We start from the raw sequence: 17,874 nt of genomic DNA on the forward strand, positions 1-17,874 counted from the left end.
TTTTATTTTTTGCAGAAATGGAAGAGGAATAGTATGGAAAATTTTGGAGCAGTTTTAAAGGATATTCGTATTTCAAAAAATTTTCGTCTTAAAGATTTGGCTTGTGATAAGATTAGTGAGTCAACTATTTCTCGTTTCGAAAATGGGATTACAAAATTATCTATTGATCATTTTTACATGTTATTAAATCGCCTGGGGATATCATTTTCGGAATTTGAAGAATTAGTTCATTGCTATTATTCTAAAAAAGAATGTTTTTTTGAAGAACTAGAACATGCTGTAAACTCTTCAGATATCATTTTGTTACAAGAACTAATAAAGAAAATAGAACTAAAACAAAAGCAGGAAAAAAGTTTATGCAATTGTCACATAAAGTTGATTGCTGAACAACAGATTAATCGCCTTGCAAACCTTCCTTACAATGCATCTAAATGTAATGAGTTAATAAAGTATTTGCTTTCTGTAGATAATTGGATGGAGTATGAACTGAAAATTTTCTATAATTCGGTGTTTTTTATGAACACTAAAACCATAAGTTTACTATATAGAGCGGTAATCAAGAAAACACGACATTTTTTAAAAACAGATATGGGAACACATAGAGTAATTCCTTTATATTTATTTAATTTAGAATTATTATTAAAAAATAATTTGTTAGATAGCGCTCAATTTTTTATAGATGATTTAGAAAATTTACTGACCAGACAAGGATATTATTTTGAAAAGACTTATTTGCTTTTTTTAAAAGGTATTTATCTTATAAAAACGAATCAAGTAGAGTTAGGTAAAAAAGAATGTTCCAAAGCTATGAGAATATGTAAGGAATATAATGATAGTGTCACAATAGAGAAATTAAACAAGACCTTTAAATCAGATTTAAAAGGATTTGTTTTTTAAATAAAGTTAGACAGAAAATGAGATAAAAGAAAAAAGGATAGCCTCTCTGTGATGAGATGTTATCCTTTTTGATTATGAAACTATTGCAAATTAACCTTGTTTCTCAAGATATAGTAGGTTCCGAGATAAAAGATAGCTATGAAAATGAGTTCTTCAACAATACCTATGCTTGTTCCCATATAGAAATTATCATTAAATCCTGCAAGTGAATTGACATAGAAGTTAGCACTGGTATTGAAGAAGACTTCAATAAATCCAATGACGATTAGGATTCCAATGTAGGCTACAATAGCGAGTGCTGTACGGTATTCATTGAACAGTTGTCCAATAGAAATGGCCAAGTAAATGCAGAGGATTCCTGAGATTGTACTAAGCAGGAAGGATACCCCCATAAGAGAGAGTTGAGGAAGGTATGTTCCTACAAGTGGAATCAACTCAGAATTTGATATCCATTCTGGAACCGTTATAGTCACAATAATAACAGCACTTAGAGCCAGTACAGCCGAGCTAAGGATAGACCAGATGAAGGCTCCGACTAATTTAGCAGTGATGATATAGTGCTCAGAAACTGGCAAGGTCAAAGTCAGATAGCCTTGTCGGTCATATACACTACCTTTGAAGCGTTTAATGATTAAGAAAAGAGTTGAAATCCCCAGTGTAATTATCAAGCCACCGAAGACGAGAGCCAGAAAGATAAATAGGAAAGGTTGGCTATCTTTGAAAGATACATAAGAATAGTAGTGTCCTTGCATTCCTATGGGGACGGAAAGGACTAGCACGGCAGCGTAAAGGGCTAAATACCACTTGTTAACATTTTTAAATTCGTAGCGAACTAAATTCCAAAACATAATAATCTCCTTTGCTTAGGCCTTAAATTCCTGACGGAAGAGTTGGTCAATGGATTCACCTGACTCATAGCGAATATCATCTACATTTCCTTGACGAACGACTTTTCCGTCTTTGAGGAAGACAATTTCATCCAAGATTGGCTCAATATCAGAAATCAAGTGGGTAGAAATCAAAACGGTAGAAGTTGGGGAGTAGTTGTTGATAATGGTATTGAGGATATACTCACGGGCTGCTGGATCCACTCCACCAATGGGTTCGTCCAGAACGTAGAGACGAGCATCACGGCTCATAACCAAAATCAGTTGGACCTTTTCCTTGTTCCCTTTTGATAGTTTCTTGAGACGACTATTTTCATCAATGCCCAGGTCTGCAAGTAGATGATGGGCGCGTTCCAGATTGAAATCTTTATAGAAGGTCTTGAAGTAGGTTAGGGCTTCCTTGACCTTCATTTGCTCATTGAGATAGGTCGTATCTGGCAAATAAGCTACGATAGCCTTGGTTGCTGGGCTTGGGTCCATATCGTTGATAAGGACGCGTCCTTGATCTGGCTGCAAGAGGCCATTGATGAGTTTAATCAGGGTTGTTTTTCCTGAGCCATTTGGCCCAAGAAGACCGACAATTTTTCCAGCTGGAATGTCAAGAGAAACATTTTCAAGGGCTGGTGTTGCTCCATATGATTTGGATACATTTTCAAATGCTAGTAATGACATAGGCTTAAACTCCTTTAATATAATCGCCGACTACGCCTGGTAGTTCTTCTTTTTCATAGCCAAAATGGGTCATGGAGGAAACGAAGTGTTCCAATTCTTCTTCTGATAATTGTTTACGCGATTGAGCGATTAGCTCCTTATCCTCAGTCACAAATCGTCCAGTTGTGCGCTTGCTGTAGACAAATCCTTCTCGTTCGAGGTCTGATAAGGCTCTTTGGATGGTGTTTGGATTGACACCCGCCTCGCTCGCCAGCTCTCTCACGGTTGGAAGTTGTTGATTGGGTTCCAGTGTATGGGAAACAATCTGAAGCTTGATTTTCTCCATAATCTGTAAATAAATGGGTTTTTTGTTGTCAAATGTCCAGGACATCTTGGTCTCCTTTCTTTTATCCTCTTGTCTTAATTAAATAATACAACAAAACAAAAAACTTGTCAAGCAAAAAGAAGAATTGTTTTGGGAATCGTTTAAAAAATGGTATAATGAAAAGAAAACGATAAGGAGGGAAAGGATGCGTTGTCCAAAATGTGGGGCTACCAAGTCAAGTGTTATCGATAGTCGCCAAGCAGAAGAAGGGAACACTATTCGTAGAAGACGTGAGTGCGATGAATGCCAACACCGTTTTACAACCTACGAACGAGTAGAAGAAAGAACCTTAGTGGTTGTTAAAAAAGATGGCACACGGGAACAATTCTCTAGAGATAAAATCTTTAATGGGATTATCCGCTCAGCCCAGAAACGTCCTGTGTCAAGTGATGAAATCAACATGGTAGTCAATCGTATCGAACAGAAACTCCGTGGTCGAAATGAAAATGAAATTCAAAGTGAGGACATTGGTTCACTCGTCATGGAGGAGTTGGCTGAATTGGACGAGATTACCTATGTACGTTTTGCCAGTGTCTATCGTAGTTTTAAGGATGTGAGTGAGTTAGAGAGCTTGCTCCAACAAATCACCCAGTCCTCTAAAAAGAAAAAGGAAAGATAAATGAAGCCAATTGACCGTTTTTCTTATCTAAAGAATAATCGGGTGTCGCAAGATACCTCATCTCTGGTACAGTGCTACCTCCCGATTATCGGTCAGGAGGCACTGAGCCTTTATCTTTATACGATTAGTTTTTGGGATAATGGCAGAAAGGAATACCTCTTTTCAAGCATTCTCAATCATCTCAATTTTGGGATGGACAGACTTTTAAAATCCTTGAAAATCCTATCTGCTTTTAATCTCTTGACCCTCTATCAAAAGGGTGATACCTATCAGATAGTTATCCATGCTCCTCTTTCAAGTCAGGATTTCTTGGAACATCCTGTTTATCGTAGACTCTTGGAGAAAAAAATTGGCGATGCCGCTGTGGAGGATTTGAGAGTTGAGAGTGCTGAGGGAGAAGAAATACCTGTCTCACTCAATCAAGTCTTTCCAGATTTGGCAGAGCTGGGAAGTCAAGAAGACCTTGGTCTCAAGAAGAAAGTGGCCAACGATTTTGACTTGGATCATTTTCGTCAGCTGATGGCTCGAGATGGACTTCGCTTTTCGGATGAACAGTCCGATGTCTTAAACCTTTTTGCCATCGCTGAGGAGAAGAAATGGACTTGGTTTGAAACTTATCAATTGGCCAAGTCAACAGCTGTTTTCCAGGTTATTTCAACAAAACGCATGCGGGAAAAAATCGCTCAAAAACCGATTTCCTCTGACTTTAGTCCTAAGGAAGCAACCATTATCAAGGAAGCCAAAAGTAAAACGGCCCTGCAGTTCTTGGCAGAAATCAAGCAAACACGTAAGGGAACCATTACCCAAACAGAAAGAGAACTCTTGCAACAGATGGCTGGCTTGGGCTTGCTGGACGAAGTCATCAATATCATTCTCTTATTGACCTTTAACAAGGTAGATTCGGCAAATATCAATGAGAAATATGCCATGAAGGTAGCCAATGACTATGCCTATCAAAAAATTCATTCGGCAGAAGAGGCAGTTCTTCGCATTCGTGAGCGAGGGCAGAAAAGTCAGGCTCAAAAGACTAGTAAACCGAGTCCTACCAAGTCCAATGTACCCAAGTGGAGCAATCCAGATTATAAGAATGAAACCAGCGAGGAAACTCGTCTGGAACTAGAACGTAAGAAACAAGAACTATTAGCTCGATTAGAAAAAGGAGGAGATTAGATGGAAAGTGTCGGAGACGTACTCAAACGTCAACCTAGCCGTTTTCATTATCAAGATTTGGTCCAGAAAATCATGAAGGACCCTGATGTTGCGGCCTTTATCCAGCAAGAATCCTTGACTCCAGAGGAATTAAATCGCAGTATCTCCAAGTTTAATCAATACATCACCGAGAGAGACAAGTTTCTTCGTGGTGATACGGATTATATTGCCAAAGGCTACAAGCCTATTTTGGTTATGAATCATGGCTATGCGGATGTTTCTTATGAAGAAACTCCCGAACTAATCGCAGCTGAAAAAGAAGCGGCTATTAAGAACCGTCTCAAGTTAATCAATCTGCCAGCCAGTCTCAAGCAAGCTAGTTTAGCTCAAGTTGACTTGGATGATTTGGGTCGTTTGCCAGTTTTTGAAAAGTTATTAGCCTTCGTGGAGCAATATCCAGCTATTCGAAAAGGTCTTTACCTATATGGAGATTTTGGTGTGGGCAAAAGTTTCATGGTGGCTGCCTTAGCCCATGATTTATCAGAAAAACGTGGTGTTTCATCAACTCTCCTCCACTATCCTAGCTTTGTCATTGATGTCAAAAATGCTATCGGTGATGGTAATGTCAAGACTTTGGTAGATGAGATAAAACTGTCTGAAGTCCTGATTTTAGATGATATTGGTGCCGAGCAATCAACAGCTTGGGTACGTGATGAAATCCTGCAAGTCATTCTTCAATATCGGATGCAGGAAAATTTACCGACCTTTTTCACCTCCAACTTCAACTTTGAAGAATTGGAACAGCATTTCGCTAAAGGGAAACATGGAAATGACGAAACCTGGGAAGCCAGACGCGTCATGGAGCGCATCCGTTATTTGGCTGAGGAGACTCGTTTAGAAGGAGTAAACCGTCGATGACAGAAACAATCAAATTAATGAAGGCTCACACTTCAGTGCGCAGATTTAAGGAGCAAGCCCTTCCTCAGGAAGACTTGACTGAAATCCTGACAGCGGCTCAAATGGCTTCGTCTTGGAAGAATTTTCAATCCTACTCTGTGATTGTGGTACGAAGTCAAGAGAAGAAAGATGCTCTGTATGAATTGGTACCTCAAGAAGCCATTCGCCAGTCAGCTGTTTTCCTTCTCTTTGTCGGAGATTTGAACCGAGCAGAAAAGGGAGCACGACTCCATACGGATACCTTCCAACCTCAAGGTGTAGAAGGTCTCTTGATTAGTTCGGTCGATGCGGCTCTTGCTGGACAAAATGCCCTGCTTGCAGCTGAGAGCTTGGGCTATGGTGGTGTCATTATTGGCTTGGTGCGTTACAAGTCAGAAGAAGTGGCAGAGCTTTTTAACCTGCCTGACTACACCTATCCTGTCTTTGGGATGGCACTGGGTGTGCCAAATCAACATCATGATGTGAAACCAAGACTGCCACTAGAGAATGTTATCTTTGAGGAAGAATACCGAGAACAGTCAACTGATGCAATTCAAGCTTATGACCGTGTACAGGCTGACTATGCTGGAGCGCGTGCGACTACAAGCTGGAGTCAGCGTCTAGCAGAACAGTTTGGTCAAGCAGAACCAAGCTCAACTAGAAAAAATCTTGAACAGAAGAAGTTATTGTAGAAAGTGAGAAATTATGGCCCTACCAACTATTGCCATTGTAGGACGTCCCAATGTCGGGAAATCAACCCTATTTAATCGGATCGCTGGTGAGCGAATCTCCATTGTAGAAGATGTCGAAGGAGTGACACGTGACCGTATCTATGCAACGGGTGAGTGGCTCAATCGTTCCTTTAGCATGATTGATACGGGAGGAATCGATGATGTCGATGCTCCTTTCATGGAACAAATCAAGCACCAGGCAGAAATTGCCATGGAAGAAGCAGATGTTATCGTCTTTGTCGTGTCCGGTAAGGAAGGAATTACTGATGCAGATGAATACGTAGCCCGTAAGCTTTATAAGACCCACAAACCAGTTATCCTCGCAGTTAACAAGGTGGACAACCCTGAAATGCGAAATGATATCTATGATTTCTATGCCCTCGGTTTGGGTGAACCACTGCCAATCTCATCTGTCCATGGTATCGGTACAGGGGATGTGCTAGATGCCATCGTAGAAAATCTTCCAAATGAATATGAAGAAGAAAATCCAGATGTGATTAAGTTTAGTCTGATTGGTCGTCCAAACGTTGGAAAATCAAGCTTGATCAATGCTATCTTGGGAGAAGATCGTGTCATTGCTAGTCCAGTTGCTGGAACAACTCGTGACGCTATTGATACCCACTTTACAGATACAGATGGTCAAGAGTTTACCATGATTGATACGGCTGGTATGCGTAAGTCTGGTAAGGTTTATGAAAATACCGAGAAATACTCTGTCATGCGTGCCATGCGTGCTATTGACCGTTCAGATGTGGTCTTAATGGTCATCAATGCGGAAGAAGGCATTCGTGAATACGACAAGCGTATCGCAGGATTTGCCCATGAAGCTGGTAAAGGGATGATTATCGTGGTCAACAAGTGGGATACACTTGAAAAAGACAACCATACTATGAAAAATTGGGAAGAAGATATCCGTGAGCAGTTCCAATACCTGCCTTACGCACCGATTATCTTTGTATCAGCCTTGACCAAGCAACGTCTCCACAAACTTCCTGAGATGATTAAGCAAATCAGTGAAAGTCAAAACACACGTATTCCATCAGCTGTCTTGAACGATGTGATTATGGATGCCATTGCCATCAACCCAACACCGACAGACAAAGGAAAACGTCTCAAGATTTTCTATGCGACCCAAGTGGCAACCAAGCCACCAACCTTTGTCATCTTTGTCAATGAAGAAGAACTTATGCACTTTTCTTACCTGCGTTTCTTGGAAAATCAAATCCGTAAGGCCTTTGTCTTTGAAGGAACACCAATCCATCTCATCGCAAGAAAACGTAAATAAAAAAGTAGAATCTGGAATGACATTTCCAGATTTTTTTGATAGAATAAAGGTGAAGAAAACGCTATCAAATAGAGGGGGCTGGTGATGAAACATTTGTTTAAATTGATAATCCTATTTCCCTGGTTTTACTTTTTCAGCTGGATTGAAAAGGCCAATAGAGATAGTAAATTTTTCCCAATTTTTTACTATTTTTACTGGTTTTACATCCCCCTCTATGCTCTTTTTAGCCTTGCTTGGACAGTTATTTCAGTTCTGTTTTTCAATATCGTCTTGAGAAATGTGACAGATATCAAGTTATGGGGCATTTGGTTTCTTTTTATTCTGCTAGCTATTGGTCTGAATAGGTTAACTTATTTCTGTTTCAAAAAAATGCTTGGCTTGAGACGAGAACTAGGGAAGTCAAAAGGTGGAAGGCATTGATTTATATTGGTAATAACATTTAATAGAACGAAACTAAATAAAACAATTTTAAAGAGGAGGTGTCGATGATGAAACTGTCGTTTAATTGGTTTCATTTGATACTCTTATTTCCTTGTTTATATTTTTTCTATTGGATAGACAATGCTGACAGAAACAGTAAAATTTTCCCCATCTTCTACTATTTTTACTGGATTTATATTTCTCTTTTAGCTCTGTTTAGCTTGGATATGACAATTTTTTCATTCTTATTTTTCCCTTTTGTTCTAAATCATGAATCAGATGCTAGTGCTTGGGGTGTTTGGTTGCTTTTGATAGTCTTATCTCTAGGCAGTGACTGGTTAGACTATATCTTTTTCAAAAACATGTTTCGCTTGAGACGGGAACTAGGACAATCTAAAGGCGAAAGGCATTGATTTATATCGGTTTTTATTTATAGGAGGTAGCTTATGGCACATCTAAAATCATTTATTATACGCTATTCTAAGGTCTATATTGGTTTAGTTCTGTTGATCTGGCTTGCTTTCTTCTTTCTTCCTTGGGGGAGTCCGATTCTGGGGGGAAAGATTGACCTCTTCAGTATACAGAAAGTCTTGCTAGTTTTTGGTATTCTGTCTATTTTGATGGCCTTGCTGTCCAAGAAAGTCAGTCTCTTTGTTTTTGGATTGATCTGCTGTTTTTCTCTTTGGATTAATCTGTTTATCCTATTTGCGATTTTGCCGATTTTTGGCAATTAAAGTATCATAAAAATCAGAGAGGTTAGCTTGGAAACTAGCCTCTTTTTCCTTTTCAAAATGGGGATTCTTCCTTGAAAATAATCAGTAATTGTGCTAAAATTAAAAGAACATTCTAAAATATTCGGAATTTAAAGTAAGGAAAAACATGGCTAATATTTTAAAAACAATTATCGAAAATGATAAAGGAGAAATCCGTCGTCTGGAAAAGATGGCTGACAAGGTTTTCAAATACGAAGACCAAATGGCTGCTTTGACAGATGACCAACTAAAAGCAAAAACAGTTGAATTTAAAGAACGTTATCAAAATGGAGAATCACTGGATTCACTGCTTTATGAAGCATTTGCGGTTGTCCGTGAGGGTGCCAAACGTGTCCTAGGTCTCTTTCCATATAAGGTTCAGGTCATGGGAGGGATCGTTCTTCACCATGGTGACGTGCCAGAGATGCGTACAGGGGAAGGGAAAACCTTGACTGCGACCATGCCCGTATACCTCAATGCCCTTTCAGGTAAAGGGGTCCACGTAGTTACGGTCAATGAATACCTATCAGAACGTGACGCGACTGAAATGGGTGAATTGTACTCATGGCTTGGTTTGTCAGTAGGGATTAACTTGGCTGCCAAATCTCCAATGGAGAAAAAAGAAGCCTATGAGTGTGATATTACATATTCAACTAACTCAGAAATCGGATTTGACTACCTTCGTGATAACATGGTCGTTCGCGCTGAAAACATGGTACAACGTCCACTTAACTATGCCTTGGTCGATGAGGTTGACTCAATCTTGATTGACGAGGCCCGTACACCTTTGATCGTATCAGGTGCTAATGCGGTTGAAACTAGTCAGCTCTACCACATGGCAGACCACTATGTAAAATCGTTGGACAAAGACGACTACATCATCGATGTGCAGTCTAAGACTATTGGTTTGTCTGATTCAGGGATTGACAAGGCTGAAAGCTACTTCAAACTTGAAAATCTCTATGACATCGAAAATGTAGCTCTGACTCACTTTATCGATAATGCCCTTCGTGCCAACTACATCATGCTTCTCGATATTGACTATGTGGTGAGCGAAGAACAAGAAATCTTGATCGTTGACCAATTTACAGGTCGTACCATGGAAGGTCGTCGTTATTCTGATGGATTGCACCAAGCTATTGAAGCTAAAGAAGGTGTGCCAATTCAGGATGAAACCAAGACATCTGCCTCAATCACTTACCAAAACCTTTTCCGTATGTACAAGAAATTGTCTGGTATGACAGGTACAGGTAAGACTGAGGAAGAAGAATTCCGTGAAATTTACAACATTCGTGTTATTCCAATCCCAACAAACCGTCCTGTTCAACGTATTGACCACTCAGACCTTCTTTATGCAAGTATCGAGGCTAAGTTTAAGGCGGTTGTCGAAGACGTTAAGGCTCGTTACCAAAAAGGTCAACCTGTCTTGGTTGGTACAGTAGCGGTTGAAACCAGTGACTACATTTCTAAGAAATTGGTCGCAGCTGGCGTACCTCACGAAGTCTTGAATGCCAAAAACCACTATAAAGAAGCTCAAATCATCATGAATGCTGGTCAACGTGGTGCCGTTACTATCGCAACCAACATGGCCGGTCGTGGTACCGACATCAAGCTTGGTGAAGGGGTTCGTGAACTTGGAGGACTTTGTGTTATTGGTACAGAGCGTCATGAAAGCCGTCGTATCGATAATCAGCTTCGTGGACGTTCAGGTCGTCAAGGAGACCCAGGTGAGTCACAATTCTACCTATCTCTTGAAGATGACTTGATGAAACGTTTTGGTTCTGAACGCTTGAAGGGAATTTTTGAACGCTTGAACATGTCTGAAGAGGCGATTGAGTCTCGTATGTTGACACGTCAGGTTGAGGCAGCGCAAAAACGTGTTGAAGGAAATAACTACGATACCCGTAAACAAGTCCTTCAATATGACGATGTCATGCGTGAACAACGTGAGATTATCTACGCTCAACGTTACGACGTCATCACTGCAGATCGTGACTTGGCGCCTGAAATTCAGGCAATGATCAAACGCACGATTGGTCGTGTCGTTGATGGTCATGCGCGTGCCAAACAAGATGAAAAACTAGAGGCAATTTTGAACTTTGCTAAGTATAACTTGCTTCCAGAAGATTCTATTACGATGGAAGATTTGTCTGGCTTGTCTGATAAGGCTATCAAGGAAGAGCTTTTCCAACGTGCCTTGCAGGTTTACGATAGTCAGGTTTCAAAACTACGCGATGAAGAAGCAGTCAAGGAATTCCAAAAAGTCTTGATTCTACGAGTGGTAGATAACAAGTGGACAGATCATATCGATGCCCTTGATCAATTGCGTAATGCGGTTGGACTTCGTGGCTATGCTCAGAACAACCCAGTTGTTGAGTATCAGGCAGAAGGTTTCCGTATGTTTAATGACATGATTGGTTCGATTGAGTTTGATGTGACACGCTTGATGATGAAAGCACAAATTCATGAACAAGAAAGACCACAAGCAGAACACCATATCAGTACAACAGCGACCCGCAATATCGCTGCTCACCAAGCAAATATACCAGAAGATTTGGATTTGAGTCAGATTGGACGGAATGAACTTTGCCCATGTGGTTCTGGTAAGAAGTTTAAAAACTGTCACGGTAAAAGACAATAAAATGAGATAGTTTAGAGGCGGATACCTTGTGAAAAGTAAATTTTTACTTGGTATCCGTTTGATTTATAAGGAGATGAGTTATGGTATTTACAGCAAAAAGTCCTAAAATTAATATTGAAGAAGTTCGTGCCTTATCAAAATTAGAAGGCCAAGCTTTGGAGAGAAAATCACAGCGCGATAGAGAGCTAGAAGCCATTATACGTGGAGAAGACCAGCGAATTCTCTTGGTAATTGGGCCATGCTCATCTGACAATGAAGAAGCTGTCCTTGAGTACGCTAAACGTTTGGCAGCTTTACAAGAAGAAGTAGCAGACCGTATCTTTATGGTTATGCGTGTTTACACTGCCAAACCCCGTACCAACGGAGATGGCTATAAGGGCTTGATTCACCAGCCTAACGCAACAGAAGCGCCTAGTCTTATAAATGGAATCAAAGCCGTTCGACATCTTCATTATCGTGTTATTACAGAAACAGGTATGACGACAGCTGACGAAATGCTTTATCCTGAAAATCTTCCGCTAGTGGATGATTTGATTTCTTACATGGCGGTTGGTGCTCGTTCGGTTGAAGACCAGCAACACCGCTTTGTGGCAAGTGGGGCAGATTTTGCGACTGGTTTTAAAAATCCAACTTCTGGAAATCTCAATGTTATGTTTAATGGGATTTATGCTGCTCAAAACAAACAAAGCTTCCTTTTCCTAGGAAAAGAAGTGGAAACAACTGGTAACCCGCTTTCACATGCCATTCTTCGTGGAGCGATCAATGAGTATGGTAAGAATATTCCTAACTACTACTATGATAATTTGATGGATACCATTGCCCAGTATGAGAAAATGGGCTTGGAAAATCCGTTTATCATTGTGGACACCAATCATGACAATTCTGGTAAGCAACATATGGACCAAATTCGAATTGTCCGCCAGACCTTGATTAACCGTGATTGGAATGAAAAAATCAAGCAGTATGTTCGTGGCTTTATGATTGAGTCTTATCTAGAAGACGGTCGTCAGAACGAACCAGAAGTATTTGGTAAGTCTATAACAGACCCTTGCCTTGGCTGGGAAAATACGGAAGTCCTTGTCAGAGAAATCTACCAAACGTTAGGAGAATAAGATGGCATTTATTGAAAAAGATCAAGAAATCGATATTGAAGCAATCAAGGCAGAAACCCAATTGTCTGCGGAAGCCTTGCGACTAAAGGAGCGCCGTGATAGAGAATTGGCAGACATCATTTCAGGAGAAGATGACCGTATCCTTTTGGTGATTGGTCCTTGCTCTTCTGACAATGAGGAGGCTGTCTTGGAATATGCCCGCCGTTTATCAGCCTTGCAGAAGAAGGTAGCGGACAAGATTTTCATGGTTATGCGTGTTTATACAGCTAAACCTCGTACAAACGGAGACGGCTATAAAGGCTTGGTACACCAACCAGATACTTCAAAAGCTCCAAGTTTGATTAACGGCTTGCAGGCTGTGCGCCAGTTGCACTACCGCGTGATTACAGAGACTGGTTTGACAACGGCAGATGAGATGCTTTATCCGTCAAATCTGGTCTTGGTGGATGACTTGGTCAGCTACCATGCTGTAGGAGCTCGTTCTGTGGAAGACCAAGAGCACCGCTTTGTAGCCTCAGGGATTGATGCACCAGTCGGGATGAAAAATCCAACCTCAGGAAACCTTGGAGTCATGTTTAACGGTATCTATGCCGCTCAGAACAAACAGACCTTCCTCTTCCATGGCCAAGAAGTTGAAACTTCAGGAAATCCCTTGGCTCACGTCATCCTTCGTGGAGCAGTTAATGAATATGGGAAAAATGAGCCTAACTTTTACTATGAAACCCTGCTAAATGCCATTGAACGCTATGAGACAATGGGACTTGAAAATCCTTTTATCCTCATCGACACCAACCATGATAATTCAGGCAAGCAATATATGGAGCAAATTCGGATTGTTCGCCAGACCTTGCAAAATCGTGATTGGAATGAGAAGATTAAAAAGGCAGTTCGAGGCTTTATGATTGAATCTTACCTAGCAGATGGTCGTCAAAACCAACCAGAGGTCTTTGGTTGCTCGATTACCGATCCTTGTCTAGGTTGGGAAAATACAGAGGCCTTGGTAGAAGAAATTTATGCTACCTTGACAAAATAAGTGAAAAGGATGGAGTTGGGGAATCTCAACTCCTTTTGACGAGAATGATAGTTGGACATGGAATTGACATCGAAGAATTGGCTTCGATAGAAAGCGCAGTTACACGACATGAAGGATTTGCTAAGCGCGTGCTGACAGCTAAGGAAATGGAGCGGTTTAACAGTCTTAAAGGGCGCAGGCAAATAGAATTTTTAGCTGGTCGCTGGTCGGCTAAGGAGGCCTTTTCCAAGGCCATGGGAACGGGTATTGGCAAGCTCGGTTTTCAGGATTTGGAAATCTTGAACAATGAACGCGGGGCGCCTTATTTTAGTCAGGCACCATTTTCAGGAAAGATTTGGCTATCTATCAGCCATACCGATCAGTTTGTGACAGCTAGTGTCATTTTGGAGGAAAATCATGAAAGCTAGTCCACATAGACCAACCAAGGCTCTGATTCATCTGGGAGCTATTCGACAAAATATTCAGCAAATGGGGGCTCATATCCCTGAAGGAACGCTCAAATTTGCAGTAGTCAAGGCTAATGCCTATGGGCATGGGGCTGTTGCTGTTGCGACGGCTATTCAAGATGATGTTGATGGCTTTTGCGTTTCGAATATTGATGAAGCCATTGAACTCAGACAGGCTGGACTCAGCAAACGAATCCTCATTTTAGGAGTTTCTGAAATCGAAGCTGTTTCTCTTGCTAAAGAATACGATATCACCTTGACTGTGGCTGGACTGGAGTGGATTCAAGCACTCTTAGATAAGGAAGCGGACTTAACTGGATTGACAGTCCACCTTAAGATTGACTCAGGCATGGGACGGATTGGTTTTAGAGAGGTTCGTGAGGTTGAGCAGGTTCAAGCTTTGCTCCAACAACACGGTGCTTATGTTGAAGGGATTTTTACCCACTTTGCTACTGCTGATGAAGAATCAGATGACTACTTTAATGTCCAGTTAGAACGGTTTAAAGATATTTTGGCTAGTATGAAGGAAGTCCCAGAGCTGATCCATGCCAGCAATTCGGCAACGACTCTTTGGCATGCAGAGACTATTTTCAATGCGGTTCGCATGGGAGATGCCATGTATGGTCTCAACCCAAGTGGAGAGGTCTTGGACTTGCCCTATGACTTGAAACCAGCCTTGACCTTGGAATCTGCTCTGGTTCATGTCAAGACAGTTTCAGCTGGAGCTTGCATGGGCTACGGAGCGACCTATCAGGCGGATAGCGAGCAAGTCATCGCGACCGTGCCAATCGGCTATGCGGATGGTTGGACACGTGACATGCAGAATTTTTCTGTCTTGGTAGATGGTCAAGCTTGCCCAATCGTCGGGCGGGTTTCTATGGACCAAATCACCATTCGTCTGCCTAAGATTTATCCGCTAGGAACAAAAGTAACCTTGATTGGGTCCAACGGGGACAAGGAGATCACAGCTACTCAGGTAGCGGCCTACCGCGGGACTATTAACTATGAGGTAGTTTGTCTCCTCAGCGACCGCATTCCGAGAGAATATTATTAAAAAGAAAGGAGTGGAGCATGAATCTACATCAACCCTTGCATGTCTTACCTGGTGTGGGACCAAAGTCAGCAGAAAAATACGCCAAACTAGGAATTGAAAACTTGCAAGACCTATTGCTCTACTTTCCTTTCCGTTATGAAGACTTTAAAACCAAGCAAGTGCTGGAACTGGAAGACGGTGAAAAGGCGGTTCTCTCTGGTCAAGTCGTGACTCCTGCTAGTGTCCAGTATTATGGTTTTAAGCGTAATCGCCTGCGCTTTAGTCTTAAGCAGGGAGAAGTTGTTTTTGCGGTGAATTTCTTTAACCAGCCCTATCTAGCAGACAAGATAGAGTTGGGAGCAACCCTTGCTGTCTTTGGAAAATGGGATCGCGCCAAGGCTAGTCTGACTGGAATGAAGGTCCTAGCTCAGGTGGAAGATGACCTCCAACCTGTCTATCGTCTGGCTCAGGGAATCAGTCAAGCTAGTCTGGTCAAGGTCATCAAAACAGCCTTTGATCAGGGACTGGACCTCTTGATAGAGGAAAATCTTCCCCAGTCTTTGCTGGACAAATACAAACTCATGTCCCGTTGTCAGGCCGTTCGTGCCATGCATTTTCCTAAGGATTTGGCAGAATACAAGCAAGCCCTTCGCCGTATCAAATTTGAGGAACTCTTTTATTTCCAAATGCAATTGCAGACGCTCAAGTCTGAGAATAGAGTTCAGGGAAGTGGTCTGGACCTGAACTGGTCTCAGGAAAAAGTGACAGCAGTCAAGGAAAGTCTTCCTTTTGCCCTGACTCAAGCTCAAGAAAAGAGTTTGCAGGAAATTTTAACCGACATGAAGTCGGACCACCACATGAATCGTCTCCTACAAGGGGATGTGGGGAGCGGAAAAACGGTGGTCGCTGGCTTGGCCATGTTTGCAGCAGTGACAGCTGGCTACCAGGCTGCTCTCATGGTGCCAACAGAAATCCTTGCAGAGCAACATTTTGAGAGTTTACAGAACCTCTTTCCAGACTTGAAACTGGCTCTCTTGACAGGTTCCTTGAAGGTTGCAGAAAAGAGAGAAGTCTTGGAGACAATTGCCAAGGGTGAGGCTGATTTGATTATTGGAACTCACGCTCTGATTCAGGATGGGGTGGATTATGCTCGTCTGAGCTTGATTATCATCGATGAGCAGCACCGTTTTGGTGTGGGGCAAAGACGTATTTTACGGGAAAAAGGCGACAATCCAGATGTCCTCATGATGACGGCAACTCCCATTCCACGAACCTTGGCCATCACAGCCTTTGGCGATATGGATGTTTCCATTATCGACCAGATGCCAGCAGGGCGGAAGCCTATTGTGACTCGCTGGATCAAGCATGAGCAATTACCTCAGGTCTTGACTTGGTTAGAGGGGGAAATCCAAAAAGGTTCTCAAGCCTATGTCATCTCTCCCTTGATTGAAGAATCAGAAGCTCTGGATTTGAAAAATGCCATTGCCTTATCAGAAGAGTTGACGGCTCATTTTGCAGGTAAGGCAGAAGTGGCTCTTCTACATGGTAAGATGAAGAGTGACGAAAAAGACCAGATAATGCAGGATTTCAAAGAGCGAAAAACGGATATTCTGGTTTCGACAACGGTTATTGAGGTTGGGGTCAATGTTCCTAATGCGACTGTTATGATTATCATGGATGCCGATCGCTTCGGGCTTAGCCAACTTCACCAGCTCAGAGGTCGTGTCGGTCGGGGGGACAAGCAGTCCTATGCTGTGTTAGTTGCCAATCCTAAGACGGATTCTGGGAAAGACCGCATGCGCATCATGACAGAAACGACCAATGGATTTGTCCTTGCGGAGGAAGATTTGAAAATGCGTGGTTCAGGTGAGATTTTTGGAACCAGACAGTCAGGCCTTCCAGAATTCCAAGTGGCTGATATTATCGAAGATTTTCCGATTTTAGAAGAAGCCAGAAAGGTTGCTAGCTACATTAGTTCTATTGAAGGCTGGCAAGAGGATCCAGAATGGCGCATGATTGCCCTTCATTTGGAGAAGAAAGAACATCTAGATTAAGCTTTCTCTAAGGAAATCTTAAGCTAGCTTTCAGGTTTGGCCCTTATACTAGAGTCATCAAAAAGAAACGAGGACTCTCACATGACAGTAACGATTAAAGTAAATTACCAAACCACTTTCCAAAAGAAAGAAGCAAAAAATTAAGATTGAACAGGAGAAAAAGGGCGGAGATGCTCTTTTTTTGTTTCTGAAAGCACAATTTATTGAATCTAAAATAGCACACTGCGGATTCTAAAAAATTTCTAGAAATTATAGTAGATTGAATCCGAAATAGTCCACCGAGTTTTCTAAAACATTGCTAGAAATTAGCTTGAATTCCGCAATCAATTTGTTCAGTTTTTATTTCATTTAACTATAATTTGACTTTCCTAATTTCTTTGTTCATATCTTATTTCAATACACCATATCTTACTATTTCAGAGCCCGCATCTAGCATAACTAAAAAAACAGATTCTTCCATCTATTACGGAAAAATCTGTCATTGATTTAATGATTTACAAAAACTCCAACCACGGCTTGCGAACCTTATCTTTGCTGGTTTCTCTGTATTTTTTGAGTTCCAAGAATGCCATCTTGACTAGATGGTGTTCCTGTCCATTGTTTGTGATTGTCTTAATCTTTCAATAACGCCTCAAACTCAGCGACAGTCATACCCAATTGATCACTTGCAAATTCGGAAGTTAAAACATGTTGGCGTACCATATCCAGAAATGCAAAAAGTTTCCCTTCTTCTCTTCCTTCAACTTTCCCACGCTCCAGTCCCTGTTCAATACCACGTTCCAATCCCTGTTCAATCCCTTCCGCCCTAGCAGTCTCCAAGGCATAATCCTGAGCCAATAACGC

General features: G+C 41.5%; 19 protein-coding genes and 1 pseudogene. 15 read left to right on the forward strand and 5 right to left on the reverse strand.

The window, feature by feature from the left end; all coding sequences use genetic code 11:
• Positions 1-33 precede the first annotated feature (33 nt).
• Positions 34-897, forward strand: a complete 864-nt coding sequence (locus HMPREF1048_RS11835; protein WP_004249316.1) for a helix-turn-helix domain-containing protein — start codon at positions 34-36, stop codon at positions 895-897.
• Between the two features lie 80 nt (positions 898-977).
• On the opposite strand, the gene HMPREF1048_RS11840 is transcribed toward HMPREF1048_RS11835, so the two are convergent.
• From HMPREF1048_RS11840 to HMPREF1048_RS11850, 3 genes are read right to left on the reverse strand one after another with little or no spacing between them, the layout of a single operon-like run.
• Entirely contained in the window at positions 978-1,745 is a 768-nt protein-coding gene (locus HMPREF1048_RS11840; RefSeq protein WP_000498768.1) for a hypothetical protein, read from the reverse strand.
• 15 nt (positions 1,746-1,760) lie between these two features.
• Positions 1,761-2,456, reverse strand: a complete 696-nt coding sequence (locus HMPREF1048_RS11845) for an ABC transporter ATP-binding protein (protein ID WP_000054197.1) — start codon at positions 2,454-2,456, stop codon at positions 1,761-1,763.
• Between the two features lie 4 nt (positions 2,457-2,460).
• On the reverse strand, positions 2,461-2,826 hold the full coding sequence (locus tag HMPREF1048_RS11850) for a GntR family transcriptional regulator (RefSeq protein WP_000119149.1): 366 nt from the start codon (positions 2,824-2,826) through the stop codon (positions 2,461-2,463).
• Positions 2,827-2,965: 139 nt separating this feature from the next.
• Between HMPREF1048_RS11850 and nrdR the strand changes: the two genes are divergently transcribed.
• The 14 genes from nrdR (at position 2,966) to recG (ending at position 17,031) form a co-directional block, all read left to right on the forward strand.
• The gene (gene nrdR / locus HMPREF1048_RS11855) at positions 2,966-3,439 is read left to right on the forward strand and encodes a transcriptional regulator NrdR (RefSeq protein WP_001203672.1); all 474 of its coding nucleotides are present in this window, start codon (positions 2,966-2,968) and stop codon (positions 3,437-3,439) included.
• Positions 3,440-4,609, forward strand: a complete 1,170-nt coding sequence (locus tag HMPREF1048_RS11860; protein ID WP_000802414.1) for a DnaD domain protein — start codon at positions 3,440-3,442, stop codon at positions 4,607-4,609. It abuts the gene before it with no gap.
• On the forward strand, positions 4,610-5,506 hold the full coding sequence (gene dnaI, locus HMPREF1048_RS11865) for a primosomal protein DnaI (protein WP_000446508.1): 897 nt from the start codon (positions 4,610-4,612) through the stop codon (positions 5,504-5,506).
• Positions 5,503-6,216: an NADPH-dependent oxidoreductase gene (locus HMPREF1048_RS11870; protein WP_000140824.1), complete on the forward strand. Its 714-nt coding sequence runs from the start codon at positions 5,503-5,505 to the stop codon at positions 6,214-6,216. The genes dnaI and HMPREF1048_RS11870 overlap by 4 nt, the downstream gene beginning before the upstream one ends.
• A 13-nt stretch (positions 6,217-6,229) precedes the next feature.
• On the forward strand, positions 6,230-7,540 hold the full coding sequence (gene der / locus HMPREF1048_RS11875; protein ID WP_001207696.1) for a ribosome biogenesis GTPase Der: 1,311 nt from the start codon (positions 6,230-6,232) through the stop codon (positions 7,538-7,540).
• 84 nt (positions 7,541-7,624) lie between these two features.
• Complete coding sequence (locus HMPREF1048_RS11880) at positions 7,625-7,960, forward strand: hypothetical protein (RefSeq protein WP_000681325.1); 336 nt, start codon at positions 7,625-7,627, stop codon at positions 7,958-7,960.
• Positions 7,961-8,025: 65 nt separating this feature from the next.
• Positions 8,026-8,373, forward strand: a complete 348-nt coding sequence (locus HMPREF1048_RS13555) for a hypothetical protein (RefSeq protein ID WP_000977068.1) — start codon at positions 8,026-8,028, stop codon at positions 8,371-8,373.
• A 33-nt stretch (positions 8,374-8,406) separates the two neighbouring features.
• A complete protein-coding gene (locus tag HMPREF1048_RS11885) occupies positions 8,407-8,694 on the forward strand; it encodes a hypothetical protein (RefSeq protein ID WP_000940692.1) in 288 nt (95 codons plus the stop codon).
• Between the two features lie 145 nt (positions 8,695-8,839).
• Positions 8,840-11,353 carry a preprotein translocase subunit SecA gene (gene secA, locus HMPREF1048_RS11890; RefSeq protein ID WP_001274073.1) on the forward strand — a complete coding sequence of 838 codons (2,514 nt, stop codon included), beginning with the start codon at positions 8,840-8,842 and terminating at the stop codon, positions 11,351-11,353.
• Between the two features lie 80 nt (positions 11,354-11,433).
• Positions 11,434-12,465 (forward strand): 3-deoxy-7-phosphoheptulonate synthase, encoded by a 1,032-nt coding sequence (locus HMPREF1048_RS11895; protein ID WP_000232199.1) that lies wholly within the window; start codon positions 11,434-11,436, stop codon positions 12,463-12,465.
• 1 nt (position 12,466) lies between these two features.
• Complete coding sequence (locus tag HMPREF1048_RS11900) at positions 12,467-13,498, forward strand: 3-deoxy-7-phosphoheptulonate synthase (RefSeq protein ID WP_000864024.1); 1,032 nt, start codon at positions 12,467-12,469, stop codon at positions 13,496-13,498.
• A gap of 44 nt (positions 13,499-13,542) precedes the next feature.
• On the forward strand, positions 13,543-13,905 hold the full coding sequence (gene acpS / locus HMPREF1048_RS11905; protein ID WP_000635002.1) for a holo-ACP synthase: 363 nt from the start codon (positions 13,543-13,545) through the stop codon (positions 13,903-13,905).
• Positions 13,895-14,998 carry an alanine racemase gene (gene alr / locus HMPREF1048_RS11910; protein WP_000648063.1) on the forward strand — a complete coding sequence of 368 codons (1,104 nt, stop codon included), beginning with the start codon at positions 13,895-13,897 and terminating at the stop codon, positions 14,996-14,998. The genes acpS and alr overlap by 11 nt, the downstream gene beginning before the upstream one ends.
• The gene (recG, locus tag HMPREF1048_RS11915) at positions 14,989-17,031 is read left to right on the forward strand and encodes an ATP-dependent DNA helicase RecG (protein ID WP_261048477.1); all 2,043 of its coding nucleotides are present in this window, start codon (positions 14,989-14,991) and stop codon (positions 17,029-17,031) included. The genes alr and recG overlap by 10 nt, the downstream gene beginning before the upstream one ends.
• Before the next feature lie 500 nt (positions 17,032-17,531).
• Here recG and HMPREF1048_RS13735 read toward each other — a convergent pair.
• Together HMPREF1048_RS13735 and HMPREF1048_RS11920 are read right to left on the reverse strand one after the other, a co-directional pair.
• Positions 17,532-17,651 (reverse strand): annotated as a pseudogene (locus HMPREF1048_RS13735) (Rpn family recombination-promoting nuclease/putative transposase); the annotation flags it as partial.
• Positions 17,644-17,874, reverse strand: a 231-nt coding sequence (locus HMPREF1048_RS11920) for a FliH/SctL family protein (RefSeq protein WP_000629796.1), incomplete at its 5' end; no start/stop codon positions are given. The pseudogene HMPREF1048_RS13735 and the gene HMPREF1048_RS11920, both read right to left, overlap by 8 nt.

Origin of the sequence: Streptococcus mitis SK575 (genome assembly GCF_000257865.1) — a bacterium.
GTDB classification, from domain to species: Bacteria; Bacillota; Bacilli; order Lactobacillales; family Streptococcaceae; genus Streptococcus; species Streptococcus mitis_CQ.

Excerpts from the sequence above, each read along its gene's own strand:
- HMPREF1048_RS11835 (WP_004249316.1), top strand. The coding sequence starts at position 34 with ATGGAAAATTTTGGAGCAGTTTTAAAGGATATTCGTATTTCAAAAAAT.
- HMPREF1048_RS11840 (WP_000498768.1), bottom strand. The coding sequence starts at position 1,745 with ATGTTTTGGAATTTAGTTCGCTACGAATTTAAAAATGTTAACAAGTGG.
- HMPREF1048_RS11845 (WP_000054197.1), bottom strand. The coding sequence starts at position 2,456 with ATGTCATTACTAGCATTTGAAAATGTATCCAAATCATATGGAGCAACA.
- HMPREF1048_RS11850 (WP_000119149.1), bottom strand. The coding sequence starts at position 2,826 with ATGTCCTGGACATTTGACAACAAAAAACCCATTTATTTACAGATTATG.
- nrdR (WP_001203672.1), top strand. The coding sequence starts at position 2,966 with ATGCGTTGTCCAAAATGTGGGGCTACCAAGTCAAGTGTTATCGATAGT.
- HMPREF1048_RS11860 (WP_000802414.1), top strand. The coding sequence starts at position 3,440 with ATGAAGCCAATTGACCGTTTTTCTTATCTAAAGAATAATCGGGTGTCG.
- dnaI (WP_000446508.1), top strand. The coding sequence starts at position 4,610 with ATGGAAAGTGTCGGAGACGTACTCAAACGTCAACCTAGCCGTTTTCAT.
- HMPREF1048_RS11870 (WP_000140824.1), top strand. The coding sequence starts at position 5,503 with ATGACAGAAACAATCAAATTAATGAAGGCTCACACTTCAGTGCGCAGA.
- der (WP_001207696.1), top strand. The coding sequence starts at position 6,230 with ATGGCCCTACCAACTATTGCCATTGTAGGACGTCCCAATGTCGGGAAA.
- HMPREF1048_RS11880 (WP_000681325.1), top strand. The coding sequence starts at position 7,625 with ATGAAACATTTGTTTAAATTGATAATCCTATTTCCCTGGTTTTACTTT.
- HMPREF1048_RS13555 (WP_000977068.1), top strand. The coding sequence starts at position 8,026 with ATGATGAAACTGTCGTTTAATTGGTTTCATTTGATACTCTTATTTCCT.
- HMPREF1048_RS11885 (WP_000940692.1), top strand. The coding sequence starts at position 8,407 with ATGGCACATCTAAAATCATTTATTATACGCTATTCTAAGGTCTATATT.
- secA (WP_001274073.1), top strand. The coding sequence starts at position 8,840 with ATGGCTAATATTTTAAAAACAATTATCGAAAATGATAAAGGAGAAATC.
- HMPREF1048_RS11895 (WP_000232199.1), top strand. The coding sequence starts at position 11,434 with ATGGTATTTACAGCAAAAAGTCCTAAAATTAATATTGAAGAAGTTCGT.
- HMPREF1048_RS11900 (WP_000864024.1), top strand. The coding sequence starts at position 12,467 with ATGGCATTTATTGAAAAAGATCAAGAAATCGATATTGAAGCAATCAAG.
- acpS (WP_000635002.1), top strand. The coding sequence starts at position 13,543 with ATGATAGTTGGACATGGAATTGACATCGAAGAATTGGCTTCGATAGAA.
- alr (WP_000648063.1), top strand. The coding sequence starts at position 13,895 with ATGAAAGCTAGTCCACATAGACCAACCAAGGCTCTGATTCATCTGGGA.